The sequence below is a fragment of the Frigoribacterium sp. CFBP 13707 genome, from assembly GCF_014842245.1.
GTDB classification, from domain to species: Bacteria; Actinomycetota; Actinomycetes; order Actinomycetales; family Microbacteriaceae; genus Frigoribacterium; species Frigoribacterium endophyticum.
Genome location: NZ_JACYVL010000007.1, coordinates 49180 through 61755, shown reverse-complemented (window position 1 = coordinate 61755; position 12576 = coordinate 49180). Strand labels below are relative to the sequence as shown.

General features: G+C 75.7%; 13 protein-coding genes. 4 read left to right on the top strand and 9 right to left on the bottom strand.

Annotated features, from left to right (window positions below; translation table 11 throughout):
• Window position 1: 1 nt before the first annotated feature.
• The 5 genes from IFT45_RS12530 to IFT45_RS12510 all read right to left on the bottom strand — a co-directional run bounded on the left by IFT45_RS12530 (window position 2) and on the right by IFT45_RS12510 (window position 4031).
• Complete coding sequence (locus IFT45_RS12530) at window positions 2-334, bottom strand: hypothetical protein (protein WP_192128506.1); 333 nt, start codon at window positions 332-334, stop codon at window positions 2-4.
• Window positions 335-448: 114 nt separating this feature from the next.
• On the bottom strand, window positions 449-1600 hold the full coding sequence (locus IFT45_RS12525) for a Vms1/Ankzf1 family peptidyl-tRNA hydrolase (RefSeq protein ID WP_192128504.1): 1152 nt from the start codon (window positions 1598-1600) through the stop codon (window positions 449-451).
• A complete protein-coding gene (locus IFT45_RS12520) occupies window positions 1597-2037 on the bottom strand; it encodes a hypothetical protein (protein WP_192128502.1) in 441 nt (146 codons plus the stop codon). The genes IFT45_RS12525 and IFT45_RS12520 overlap by 4 nt, the downstream gene beginning before the upstream one ends.
• Window positions 2038-2162: 125 nt before the next feature.
• A complete protein-coding gene (locus IFT45_RS12515) occupies window positions 2163-3476 on the bottom strand; it encodes an ice-binding family protein (protein WP_192128500.1) in 1314 nt (437 codons plus the stop codon).
• 234 nt (window positions 3477-3710) lie between these two features.
• Window positions 3711-4031: a hypothetical protein gene (locus IFT45_RS12510; RefSeq protein WP_192128498.1), complete on the bottom strand. Its 321-nt coding sequence runs from the start codon at window positions 4029-4031 to the stop codon at window positions 3711-3713.
• Window positions 4032-4145: 114 nt separating this feature from the next.
• Here IFT45_RS12510 and IFT45_RS12505 point away from each other — a divergent pair, with 114 nt between their 5' ends.
• On the top strand, window positions 4146-4394 hold the full coding sequence (locus tag IFT45_RS12505; protein WP_056052225.1) for a zinc-ribbon domain-containing protein: 249 nt from the start codon (window positions 4146-4148) through the stop codon (window positions 4392-4394).
• 51 nt (window positions 4395-4445) lie between these two features.
• Here the strand turns inward: IFT45_RS12505 and IFT45_RS12500 are convergent, their stop codons facing one another.
• Window positions 4446-5288: a hypothetical protein gene (locus IFT45_RS12500; RefSeq protein ID WP_192128496.1), complete on the bottom strand. Its 843-nt coding sequence runs from the start codon at window positions 5286-5288 to the stop codon at window positions 4446-4448.
• 153 nt (window positions 5289-5441) lie between these two features.
• On the opposite strand from IFT45_RS12500, the gene IFT45_RS12495 reads away from it, so the two are divergent.
• Window positions 5442-5642 (top strand): hypothetical protein, encoded by a 201-nt coding sequence (locus tag IFT45_RS12495; protein WP_156369873.1) that lies wholly within the window; start codon window positions 5442-5444, stop codon window positions 5640-5642.
• Window positions 5643-5664: 22 nt separating this feature from the next.
• Here IFT45_RS12495 and IFT45_RS12490 read toward each other — a convergent pair whose 3' ends face one another.
• The gene (locus IFT45_RS12490; protein WP_167257980.1) at window positions 5665-5823 is read right to left on the bottom strand and encodes a hypothetical protein; all 159 of its coding nucleotides are present in this window, start codon (window positions 5821-5823) and stop codon (window positions 5665-5667) included.
• A gap of 218 nt (window positions 5824-6041) precedes the next feature.
• Here IFT45_RS12490 and bla point away from each other — a divergent pair, with 218 nt between their 5' ends.
• The gene (gene bla, locus IFT45_RS12485) at window positions 6042-7058 is read left to right on the top strand and encodes a class A beta-lactamase (RefSeq protein WP_192128494.1); all 1017 of its coding nucleotides are present in this window, start codon (window positions 6042-6044) and stop codon (window positions 7056-7058) included.
• A 232-nt stretch (window positions 7059-7290) separates the two neighbouring features.
• On the opposite strand, the gene IFT45_RS12480 is transcribed toward bla, so the two are convergent.
• The gene (locus IFT45_RS12480; protein WP_192128492.1) at window positions 7291-8259 is read right to left on the bottom strand and encodes a nuclease-related domain-containing protein; all 969 of its coding nucleotides are present in this window, start codon (window positions 8257-8259) and stop codon (window positions 7291-7293) included.
• A 223-nt stretch (window positions 8260-8482) separates the two neighbouring features.
• Here IFT45_RS12480 and IFT45_RS12475 point away from each other — a divergent pair, with 223 nt between their 5' ends.
• Window positions 8483-8836 (top strand): hypothetical protein, encoded by a 354-nt coding sequence (locus tag IFT45_RS12475; RefSeq protein WP_167257974.1) that lies wholly within the window; start codon window positions 8483-8485, stop codon window positions 8834-8836.
• A 109-nt stretch (window positions 8837-8945) separates the two neighbouring features.
• Here the strand turns inward: IFT45_RS12475 and IFT45_RS12470 are convergent, their stop codons facing one another.
• Window positions 8946-12446: a TIM-barrel domain-containing protein gene (locus IFT45_RS12470; protein ID WP_197982424.1), complete on the bottom strand. Its 3501-nt coding sequence runs from the start codon at window positions 12444-12446 to the stop codon at window positions 8946-8948.
• Window positions 12447-12576 lie beyond the last annotated feature (130 nt).

The following is a 12576-nucleotide window of genomic DNA, read 5'->3' as shown; positions in this document are numbered from 1 at the left end:
CTCACCGAGGCTGGGCGGGGTTGGTCGGGTCGCCCTGCGACGGCGGGTTCATCGCCGGGCCGGCCGTCGCCGGGCTCACGCGCGAGCCGCCCGCGGGCGCTCCGCCGACCGACGGCTCGGCGGCCGGGAGGCCGCCCGACGGCTCGGCACCGTCGCGGAGGCGGCCCAGCCGCGCCTCGAGCAGCTGCACGACCGGCAGCCGGTCGCCGTGCGCCCGCTCGTGCTCGAGCAGGGCCGCGACGGCGGGTTCGTCGAGGGCGTGCAGCCGGGTCTCGAGCGTGCCGAGCGGCAGGTGGTCGTAGTCGGGCAGGGGCAGGGCGGAGTCGTCGCTCACGGGGGTCCTCCTCGGTGCGGTCGGTCGGTGCGTGCGGTCGGTGCGTGCATGCTCACGGGTGCGGTCGGCGTGTGCGGGTGCGGTCGGACGGGTGCCGACCCGGCCGGCCGGCGCTCAGCCCGCGTCGGTGCCGGGCCTCGCGGGCCCGACGGGCCAGCGCAGCAGGGCGCCGAGGCCGGTGTCGCCGGGCAGGGCACCGGCGCTCGCGAGGACGACGCGGGCGTCGGTCAACAGCGCGGCCCGGGGCAGGGCCGAGGCGGCGGGCAGCTCCGCCAGCACCTCGGCCCTGAGCGCCTCCTCGAGGGCGGTCGCCACCCAGGGGGCGTCGCCGAGCGCGAGCAGCGTGCGGTCGTCGACCGCCGACGGATCGAGCAGCAGCGTGTCGACCTGCGCCGCGGCGAGCGCCGCGACGACCTCGCCGACCCTGCTCACCGCCGTGCCGTCGCCGCGCCCGAGGTGGGTGCGCAGCAGGTCGAGGGCGTCGTGCACCCGCTGGGCCACGACGCGGGCGAGGGCGACCTCGACCTGCGAGACGAGGGCGTCGTCGGCGGCGTCGGGCGCCCTGGTGTCGGTCGGCACCACCGACAGCAGGCCACGGGTCTCCTCCGACAGCTCGAGCTCGAGCAGCTGACGGGCCCGGATGTCGCCCGCGACCACGACCAGCCCGGCACGGTGACGTCGCACGGCGGAGTCGATCGCGTCGCCGAGCTCGCCGACGTTCTGTCGCCACAGCTCCTCCGTGTGCGACTGCATCCTCTTGTGCGCCCAGCCACCGCCCTGGATCTTGTGGAGAGTGTCGGTGCGGCCCTGCACCTGCTGCTCGCGCTGCACCTCGCCGTAGCCGAAGCGGTACACGCGGAACCCGCCGCCGTCGCGCCCCACCTCGACGACGAGGAAGGTCAGGTCGACCGGGCGGTGCGCCAGCAGCGGCAGCGCGTCGGGCACGGGGCCGTGGCCGAGCGCGTCGGCGGCCTTCGCCGGGCCGGGCAGCACCTCGCTGAGCACGACCTCGCCGCCCTGCACGAGCACGTACCGGCTGACCGGCGCGGGCACTCCGGGCGGGGCGACGAGCTCCTCGGCGAGCACCCGGGCGTCGTCCACCGGGGCGCCGGCCTGCACGAGCGCGTCGAGGGTCGCGGTGGCGAGGCTGTCGGCCCAGCCGCGCGGGTCCTCCCGGTCGGCCGAGACGTCCGCGTAGGCCCATGTCGTCGGCCGGTCGCCGCGCAGCAGCGGGGCGAGCGAGTCGCCGACCTCGGTGTCGGTCACGAGCCCGCTCCGTCGGCGGAGGCCCCCTCGGAGGCTCGTGCGTCGGCCCCGGCCACGTCGGTGACGGGCTGGCCGGGGGCCGACGGGTCCGAGCCGTCGGGCTCGGCGCGCTCGACGTCGGCTCCCTCGGGCGTCTCCGTGCTGACCGCGACGGGGTCGGCGCTGAGCCCCGCGGCGGTCTCCGTGAGCGTGTCCGTGCCGTCGCCCCCGGCGCTCGGCGGCTCCGGCGTCACCGCGGTCTCGACGTCGACGAGCTCGCCGTCGAGGCCCGCAGCCTGCTGCACCTCGGCGGAGTCCGTGTCGTCGGGCAGCGGCTCGGTCTGGCGGGCCTCTTGGACGTGGCCCACGCCTCCCCGGCCCTGCACGAGGCCCTGCGCCTCGTGTGCCAGCTGCTCGTCCTGCTCCGGATCGTGCGTCGTGTTCCCTCGTTCGATCACGATGTCACCTGCCTTCCCGTGGTCGTGGTGTCGGTCACGACCCACCGAACCCGGCGGTCAGGGCGACGTCCGGGGCTTGACAGCCGGCGGGCGCACGCGGCACGCTCCGTGCCCGCGGACGGGGACTAGCCGCGGTGCTGCTGCTCCCCGCGACGACGGAGGCGCGTGCCCAGCACGAGGGCGAGCCCGGCGAGCAGCGCGGCGGCCCCGACGGCCAGGGGCAGCGTGGCCTCCGAGCCGGTGTAGGCGAGGGCTCCGCCGTCACGGGCGGCCACGCGGCCGCGGTCGGCGACGGGCGTGATGCGAGTCGTCGTCGCCGGCGGGGTGGTGGCGCCCGGCGTCGTGGGCGTCCCGGGCACGACCGGCGTGACGGGCGGCGTGACGGGCACGACGGGCGGCGTGACCGGCACGACCGGCGGCGTCACCACGGCGGCCTCGAGGGTGGTGATCGTGTAGGTCGCGGTGTCGGCGGGCGCGACGCCGTTGGTGGCCGTCACGGTCACCGTGGTGGTGCCGGGCGTCGTGGGCGTGCCCGAGATGACCCCGGTCGTGGCGTCGAGCGAGAGGCCGGCGGGCAGCGTGGTCGACGTGAACGTGGGCGTGGGGCTGCCGGTGGCGGTCACGGTGAAGGCGTAGGGCGTGCCGGCGGTGGCGTCGGTCGGGGCCGACGAGGTGATCTGCGGGGCCTCGTTGCAGGAGGCGTCGCGGACGATGCGCGTCGTGTCGAGGGTGACGGCACCGGTCCGGGCGAGGAGGCGCCCGTCGACGGTCGAGGTCGCGACGACCGAGATGGAGGTCTGGGCCATGACCGTGCCGGCGAACGCCGAGCCGCCGCCGATGGTCGCGGAGCGCCCGACCTGCCAGAAGACGTTGCAGCCGCTGGCGCCGCCGGTGAAGACCATCGACGTGCCGCTGCCGATGGTGAGGTCCTGGGGCACCTGGATGACCCAGGTCGAGGCCGCGTCGCCGGCGAAGGTCAGCGCGGCGGTGTCGGGCAGCAGGGCGTCGACGCCGTCGGTCGCGTAGACGCCGGGCGTGAGGAGGCGGTCGGCGGGGTCGGCGAGCGAGATGCTGGCCTGCGGGCTGAGGCTCGCCGACTGCTCGTAGGCGCGCTGCAGCGACGCCTGCGCCCGGGCCGCGAGGGCGTCCGTGGCGTGCAGGGTCCCGTCGGTGACGACGCCGGGGCCGCCCTGGAACCCGGTGATCGACGTCCCGGGCGAGAGGCCGACGTCGCCCTGCACCACCGAGACGCCGGTGTTCGTGACGGTCTGGCCGCCGAGCACCGCGAAGCTCGTCGCGTCGCCGAGGTCGATCAGCCCGACGGCCCGGGCGGAGGGAGCCGTGGAGAGGGCCAGCGCGGCGGCGACGCCGAGCACGACGGCCCCGGCGAGCACCGGACGGGCGGAGAAGAGGGGGCGGGAGGAGGTCGAACGGGCCATGAGGCGCCTGACTGAGAAGAGGAGGCACCTGATCTCCGCGTGACTGCGTCGCGTGTTCCCCGTTACCTGTCGTTTATACGCCCACTCCGCCCGGAGCCACAAGAGCGGGGAGCATAGCTGACAATCTGCCCCCGTCCGACCATTCCGCGACCCAATGTGCAGATCACCCGTTCGGGGGCCACGCCCGCGGGGCCTGCTCCGGCCCTCCCGGCCGCCCTCGCGCCGAGTCCGGCGTCAGCGCTCGGAGGCCGACGGCCCGCGGTCGGCGTGCACGACCTCGACCGACCCGGCGGCGGCCGACGCCTCCCGCAGGCGCCGGACGAAGCCCTCGTCCTCGGGCTCGAGCTCGTCCTCCTCCGCGTCGGAGACGACGATCTGGCTGGCCGGCCCGATCAGGATGGTCGACGTCGTCGCGGTGCCGTGCGCGTCGAAGGTGGGCACGTGGACGGTGTCCGTGCCGCCGTTCGCGCCGAGCGCGGCCGCGTACTCGACCACCGCCTCCGCGATGTCGTCGCCGGTGGTGATCGTGCTGCCGTCGTAGCGGATGTGCTTCATCGCTGCCTCCCCCTGACAGTGAACCGCAGGAGGCGCGGGCGCGTCCCAGGGAAGGGCCCGCGCCTCCTGCCCCCCACCGCGCCGCCTCGCAGGCCGGGCGGCTACGGTCGACCGATGTTCATCCTCTTCGGCACCACCGTGAAGAGCCGCGTGCTCGCCGTGGTCGTCTTCGCCTGCCGGTTCTGCGACAAGACGGTGCCGCAGCAGGTCGAGGAGCACGCCACGAAGGCGACGCTCTTCTTCGTGCCGCTCGTGACGCTGCGGAAGCGCTGGCTGAACCGGTGCAGCAACTGCGGCGGCCTCACCGAGCTGAGCCGCGAGCAGGCCGACCACGCGGTCGCGCAGTCGGCCGCCCGCGGCTGAGGGTCGTCCGCGCCGGCCTCCGTGTCGTGGTCCCGGTCGCGGTCGGCGGTGCTAGAGCAGGACGGTGCTGCTGCGCCAGGAGGCGGGGGCCCCGCCGTCGAGGCCGGTCTCCCACACGACGGTGAGGGCCGTCGGAGCCCCGTCGCCGGGCTCGACGTCGGCGGTGAACTGGCGCTCCGACCCGGCGGCGGCGCCGAGCTCGACGGGCACGGAGGTGCCGTCGACCCAGCCGTACAGGGCGTCGGGGTAGCCGACGGTCGACGGGACGTCGCTGCCACTGCTCGCCGGGCTGGCGAACGAGAGGGTCGCGGGGCGGCTCGGGTCGAGCGCGGCGGGGCCTGCCTCGTATCGGGCGTCCTCCGCGCCCGCTGCGGGGTTCCGCCACTCGTAGAGCGACCCGCCCGTCGGCGGGACGCCGGCGTCGTCGATGCGCAGGTCGGCGGGGTCGCCGTCGACGGCCCGCACGACCCAGGCGTCGGCCTCGGAGTCGGTGGTCACGCTGACGAGGGTGAAGGCGCCCTCGGGGCCCTCGCTCGACACCATGTCGCCGGCGAGCAGCTGGCCGGCCTCGTCGGCGGAGACCGTTCCGTCGCGGCCGAAGAGCCCCGCGAAGGTCTGCTCGGTCGAGTAGAGCTGCTGGGCCTGCGGGGTCAGGAGCTGCCAGGCGGCAGCCGCGTCTCCGGCGACGGCGGCGTCGAGGTACTCGGCGACGAGCGCCTCCTCCGGGCTGGCGGCCTCGACGGGCGTCGGCGAGGCCGTCGCGCCCGGCGTCGGGGCCACGTCCGTGGCCGCCGGGGCGGCGCTGACCTGGTCGTCGGAGGTGCACCCGGCGGCGAGGCCGAGGACGCCGGCGACGAGGAGAGCTGTGGTGAGTCGTTCTCGTGTCTGGCTCATGGGCTGGACGGTAGTGGCGTGCGCACGACACGTGTCGCGACTCCCAGGAGACGTCCACCGGGGGGCGACGGTGCGAGAACTCGACCGCCGACGGGCTGGACGCGGCTCCGCCGGCCGCGGGAGGATCAGGGCACGACGAACGAGGTGAGGACGATGGAGCCGATCGAGCATGAGACGTCAGAGGGAGGGCCGCGACGCCTCGTGGTCTCGTACGACGCCCGTGTCGCCGCGGGCCGAGCAGATCCGATCACACCGGAGCAGCGGGCCATGGCAGCCAAGGTGCACGTGATGGTCAACGAGCGCCTGGGCGTTCCCACGGAGAACTGGATCAGGGAGCTCGCCGACAGGGTGTGAGGGCGAGCCCTTCCGTCGCGCGTCAGTCGCGGACGAGCTCGGCCGCCGGGCGATCGGGCGCGTCGCGTGCGCCCGGCAGGTCGTGCAGGCCCGGCGTGCAGGCGACGACGCCGAGCAGCAGCGACGCGACGGCGAGCGTGACGACGAAGTGGCGGGGCAGGGGCGGACGGCCGTCGGTCACGGTGGTCTCCTCTCGGGCGTCGACGCCGCCCGTCGGCGTCGACCTCCAGCACACCGTCTCGCGGGGCGCCGCGACAGGGGGCTGACCCCCGGGTCGCACCGGGGTCGACCTCACCCTCTCGCGCCGCGACGGCCGCGACGTCGTCCCTTCGGCTGATCTCCGGCGACCAGGGGACGATCCCCCGCCGACGAGCCCCGGCGGGGTGCGAGCATGCAGGCATGATCCGCTCTCCGTCACCGCGCCTCCCCCGCCCCGCCGTCCGCCGACTCTCCGCCGCGAGCGGTGCCGGGTTCGCCCTCGTCGTGGCGCTGGCCGGGTGCACGACAGCCGACGCCGGGTCGGGCGCCGGCTCCGGGGAGCCGACCCGCGACTCCTCGACGACGTCGACCAGTGCGGGGGCGACTCCCTCGCCGACCGTGCCGGCCACGACGGTGGTCGACGACCCCGAGCTCGACGCCGCCCTGGCCGCCCTCGAGTCCGAGCACGGAGCCCGCGTCGGCCTCAGCGTCGTCGACACCGGCACGGGCCGGGCCCTCGAGCACCGCGGCGACGAACGCTTCCTCTACGCCTCGAGCCTGAAGGCGCTGGCCGCCGCCGCGCTGCTCGACGCGACCGAGCCGGCCGACCTCGACGAGGTCGTGACCTGGACGGCGGACGACGTGGCGGCCGCCGGGTACTCCCCCGCCACGAGCGCCGCGACGGGCACCGGCCTGACCCTCGGGCAGCTCGCGGAGGCCGCAGTGCGGCAGAGCGACAACACGGCGCTGAACCTCGTCGTCGAGCACCTCGGCGGGCCGGCCGCCCTCGACGCGGCCCTCGCGGCCCAGGGCGACGACGTCACCGACGTGGTGAACGGCGAGCCCGAGCTCAACCGCCCGACGGCCGGGAGCACGGCCGACACCACCACGCCCGCCGCCGTCCGGGGCCTCCTGGCCGGGGTGGTCGCGGGCGAGTGGCTCGACGAGGACGACCGCGCCCAGCTGCTCGACTGGATGTCGGGCAACGCGACGGGCGACGCGCTCGTCCGGGCCGGGGCGCCCGAGGGCTGGGCCGTGGCCGACAAGTCCGGAGGCGCGGGGCCGGTCCGCAACGACGTCGCGGTCGTGACGCGGCCGGGTGGTGACCCCGTGGTGATCGCCGTGCTGACGACGCGCACCGGCCCGGCGGCGGCGTACGACGACGCGCTCGTCGCGGCGGCGGCGCGGGCGGCGTTCGAGGCCGTGCAGCGCGGCTAGCGGCGGCGGGCGTGCCTGCCGGGCCCCGGGCGGGCGCCGGGCCAGGCTGTCTCGGGAAAGCGAGAGAGATCCGGGCTGCCGACCCGCGACTCCCCCAGTTCTTGGCCCGTGTCGAGCCGATCGCTCTCAAATTTGAGCGTGATCGGGCCCGGAGGCAGCGGCGGCGATGCGGGGAAGGGCGCCGCGGGCGAGAGGCTGGGGCCGAGGGGCGGGCCGCGCCAGCCCGGGACGGCTAGCGCCCCTCCGGCACCGCCATCGCGCCGAAGCGACGCACGTCGGCGCCGTGCCGGGCGAAGAGCTCGGCGAGCTCGTCGATCCGGGTGGGCGCGAGGGTGCGCGGCCGGTCGCCGACCCGCTCGAGGAAGCTGCGCAGCTGACGCCCGCCCGCGACGATCGTCGTCGTGACGCCGGCCTCGGTGGCGTCGGTCTCGGCCGCCCAGACCTCCGCGTCGGGGTGCGAGTAGAAGACGGCGGTGTCGAACCACTGGGTGCGGCTCGTCTCGGCCCCGACGAGGTCGGAGACGCGCTGCGCCTGCCGCCGCACCTGCGCGGCCGGCGACTCGCGGCCCTCGTGGCTCGTGATGCGGAACGACGTCGGCGACTCGCGCGAGACCTGCACCGCGAACGGCGGCTCGAAGGTCGCGTCGCCGAAGAGGGTGCCGATCGACGAGTGCACGTCGCGCGGCTGGACGCCGTCGAGCACGACGCCCTTCCAGCCCTTGTTCTCGATGACGACGGCCGCGGAGCTCAGCAGCAGCACGTGGTCGACCTGCGCGACGAAGCGACGGGTGCGCGGTGCGTCGACCGGCACGAAGACGACGTTCGTGACGAGCACGCCGTCGAGCCCGAGCTCGGTGCAGGCGTCGACGACGGCCCGCTGCGAGGGCTCGTCCCAGCGCATGCTGCGGGTGGCGAACTCCTGGCTCTGCTCGGCGCGCTCCTCCGCGTCGCGGCGGCGGGCGTCGAGCTCGTCACGCTCCCGGGCGTGCTGCGCCTCGAGGCTGCTGACGCCCTCGTCGTGCGAGGCCGAGACTCGCTCGAGCTCCTGGCGGTGGGCCGCCTCGGCGGCCTCGACCCGCGCCGTCGCCGCCGCGGCCGCGGCCCGGCTGCGTCGACGCCCCACGACGATCGCGACCACGGCCCCCACGAGCGCCAGCACCAGCAGGGCGACCAGCACCCACGTCGTCGTCTCCTGATCCATGTGCCCAGCACAGCACACGCGAGCGGCGACCCCGGGGAGGCGCCCCCGCCCGGCGACGGACGCGCGCGCCCGGGCCGGCACAGCACGACACTGCACCGGACGGCACGGCACGACACAGCACCGCGCCCCGCGACCCGACGAGCCTCCGCCGACGGGCTACCCCCTGCCCCCGCCTCCGTCAACCCTCGGTCGCGCCCGGCGTCGCCTGCCTAGCGTGGTCCGCATGAAGCACATCACCTTCGCCGACAAGGACTTCCTCGTGGGGGACGCGATCGCCGACGCCGTGCTCGAGTACGCCGCGATGCTCGGCGAGACGGGCTCCGCCGACTCCATCGACCTCACCGCCTACGGCGCCGACGGCGACGTGGTCTCGGCCACGCTGTTCCTGTCGGCCGGGGTCGCCCTCGTCGCCGAGAGCACGAACAGCCCGCTGCCCGAGCCCGACAACGCCGAGACGGTCGCCTACATCGAGGGGCGCCTCGCGCAGCGCATCGCCCCGCACGACGTGCAGCCGTCGGCGCTCCCCGCCGAGGGCGCCGACTTCGACATCGACGACTGGGTGAGCACGCAGGAGTGACCCGGGCCCGGCGGTGCCGAGGGGCATCGACGTCGCCGGGCCCGGGGCACGCACGACGGAGGCGCGGTGCAGGTCGACCTGCACCGCGCCTCCGTCGTCCCTCCGGCTGTCAGCCCTCCCGACGTGCCCGTCGGCGCGACGCCCGCGTCACCAGCAGGCCCGTGCCCACGAGGGCGGCCGCGACCAGGGCGAGCACCCCGGCGACGTCCGAGCCCGTGAAGGCGAGGGGCCCGCGGTCGCCCGCGGTGCCGGCGGCCTGCCCGGGGGCGGTCCCGTCACCGGGAGCCGCCACGGGAGGCACGGGCGTCGGGTCGCCACCGGGTGCGCCCGGGTCGACGGGGGCGCCCGGCCCGGCGCCGGGGTCGCCCGGCTGGCCCGGGTCGACGACCGCGGTCGTGGAGAACGACACCGACGTGGCCTGCGCCACGGGACGGCTCGCGACCGGCACCGTGAGGCGACGCGTGGCCTCGTCCCAGCTCCAGGCCTCGGCGGCGACGGGCGTGCCGTCGACCCGGACGACCGCGGGGCGCTCGGCGTCGGTGAAGACCGCCGTCAGGGCGCGGTCGGAGACCTGCCCGTCGAAGCTGCCGTCGACCGCGGCGACGTCGAGCACGCCCCCGTCGGCCTGCTCCGTGTACGTCACGGCCGTGCGGGCCGAGGCGGTGAGGTCGGCGCTGACGCCGTCGTCCTCGTAGAGCGAGAAGGCGCCGTCGCTGCCGGTCGCCGCCGTGAGCGTGAGCTCGGTCAGCGGGGTCGCGTCGTTCGCGACGTCGGTGCTCCGCGTCGCGACGACGCCGCCCGAGCGGACGAACACCGGCATGGCGTCGAGGCCGGTCGTGACGTCGGCGGTGGTGCCGCCGGCGTGCGTCTCGCCCGTGAACCAGTCCGTCCAGGTGCTGCCCTCGGGGAACCACACGCGGGTCGTGGCGGTCTCGCCGGGCGTCACCGCCGGGGCGACGAGCACGTCGGGGCCGAACAGGTACTCGCTGCCGGCCATGGCGTAGGCCTCCTGCTGCTCGGGGTACTGCACGTAGAGCGGCCGGACGACGGGCACGCCGGTGCGCGTGGCCTCCGCCGACAGCGTGTAGGTGAGCGGCATCAGCGCCTCGCGCAGGTTCAGGAACGACGTCGCGGAGGCGTCGGCCGCCGCGCCGTACTGCCAGGGCAGCCGGTCGCTGTGGTTGCTGTGCAGGCGGTCGATCGGCTGGAACGTGCCGAACTGCACCCACCGCGCGTAGAGGTCGTCGGCGAGCTTCGTGCTCTCGGCCTCCGCACCCGGGAAGGTGGTGCCGCCGGTGTGGCCGCCGATGTCGTGGCTGATCGCCGAGAGGCCGGTCGCCGCCGACTCGCCGGGGGTGTAGCCGACCTGGGCCTGCAGCATCTGCCACGTCGACGTGGTGTCGCCGGTGAAGTGCAGCGTCGTGCGCTTGTCGGCCCACGGGCCGGTCGGCACCGGCTGCGGGTTGCCGTAGCCGCCCGCGGTCAGGGCGCCGTACGCCCGCGAGAAGGCGAAGCCTCGGCCGATGCGGTCGGCCGTGCGCTGCGCGTACTGGTCGTTGATGAACGCGTCGGGCGTGACGCCGGGCTGCGAGTAGCGCGACGCGTCGCTGCAGCACCAGTCGAGCCAGAACACGTCGACGCCCTGGTCGGCGATCTCGTCGTGCAGGTCGAAGTAGGCCTGCAACTGTGCCGGGTCCGACCAGTCGAACAGGAAGCGGTCCCCGTCGGGGACGAGGTTCCCCTGCGCCGTGGCCTGGGCCGCGGGCAGCTGCGGGTCGCCCTGCGTGATGCTCGGGTGCACGTTGAGCGTGTTGTGGACGCCCTGCTCCTCGAGCCCGGCGAGGAAGCCCGCCATGTCGGGGAACCTCGTCTCGTCGACCTCCCAGCCGTTCCACTTGTCGGGCGCCTTGTAGTCGGTGTCGACGGCGAGCACGTCGAGCGGCACGCCCTCCTCGGCGAAGCGCGGCACGATCCTGTCGGAGAAGTCGGACTGCGTGCGGTCGTAGTACTCGGAGTACCAGACGCCGTAGGCCCAGCGGGGCAGCAGCACCGAGGGGCCGGTGAGGGTGGCCAGGTCGCCGAGGGCCGTCTCGTGGTCGTCGCCCGCGGCGAAGAGGTAGCCGTCCTGCCCGTCGGCGACGGGTCGCGGCGTGAGGGTCTCGGTGGCCTCGTCGTACTGCGCCGAGGCGCTGTCGTCGACGAGCGACCAGCCGTCCTGGTAGAGCAGGCCGGCGTTCGTGTCGACGGTGCCGTTCGCGGTGTCGAGGTCGCGACGGTAGCCGCCGAGCGCGGCGTGCGGGGCGAGCAGCGGCGCGGCGGCCGAGGCGACGGCGACGGTGTCGACGTTGAGCTGGCAGCTCGCGTCGTCGGGGCAGCCGACGGTCACGTCGTCCTCGCCCTCCGTCAGGGTGACGGGCACGCTGACGGTCCGCCAGTGGTCCCAGCCGCTGGTGGGCTCGAGGGAGGCGGTGGTCACGGTGCCGGCACCGGTGCTGACCGAGACGGTGCGCGCGTCGGGCTGCGCGCTCGCGTAGCGGATCTGCAGCACGTGCTCGCCCGCGGGCACGCCCGTGACGTGCGCCGTGAACGACGCGCCGCGGCCGAGGCCGGCGGCGAACGCCTCGGCGGAGGCGCCGTCGTGGTCGTCGCCGACTCTCGCACCGCCGGCCAGGGCCGTCGTCTCGGCCTCGCACGGGGCACCGTACGCGCAGTCGACGGTCTCGACGGCGGCGGGCGCCTCGGCGGGGTACGCCGCGCCGGGCTCGACGACGGCGACGCCGTCGAGGTTGAGGTTGCCGGAGTCGCCGGAGGCGCGCTCGACGACGACGTCGTGCTCGCCCTCGGCGAGGTCGAGGGTCGCCCGGGCCAGCGCCCAGTCGTCCCAGCCCGCGGTCGGCGGCAGCGAGATCGTCTGCGCGGCGCCGCCGTCGACGGTGACGCTGAGGGTGCGCGTCGTGACCTGGCCGTCGCCGCCCTGCGAGTTCGCGTAGCGGAGGACGAGGTCGTGCGGGCCGGCCTGCTCGGCCGTCACCGAGAAGCTCGCGGCGTCGCCGACGCGCTCGAACCCGGCGACGAAGCCGTCGCCGGTCGCGCCGGTGTGGTTCGTGGCGGGGGCGAGCCCGACGAGGTCGAGGGTCTCGGCCTCGCAGCGGACGCCCACGACGCAGCGCGCGGGGTCGTCCTGCTGCCAGGGCGCGGCCACGACCTGCTGGCCCGAGCCCGTCGTGAGGCTGAGCTCCAGGTTGCCCTGGTCGAACGAGCCGGAGCCGATCTCGTACCGGACCCGCGCCTCCCCCGTGTCGATGGTCAGCCAGCCGTCGTCGCGCGTCGTGGTGAACGGCGTCGCCGCGAAGGAGTCGCGGCCGACGACGGTGAAGGTCGCGGCGTCGGTGAACGCGCCGCCCGGCGCGAACTCGGTGCGGATGAGGGTGGGCGACAGCACCTGGAAGCGGGCGTCGCCCTCGGTGACCGTCTGCGCCGCGGCCACCTCCCCGGCCGTCGGCGCCGCGGCGGCCGGGGCGACCGTGCCGAGGCCGGTGAGGGCGGCGAGGAGGCCCGCCGTCACGATCGAGGTGGCGGCGACCGTGCGGCGCCGAGGGGATGAGGGCATGCAGGACTCCGTCGTCCGAGGGGTGTGAGGGGAAGCGCGAGGTGATCGACAGTGATCCTGACAAGGTTGTCAGGTGCCTGTCAACGATCGATGCGCGTGAATGGGAGCCGTGACTGTCCGCGGAACGCAG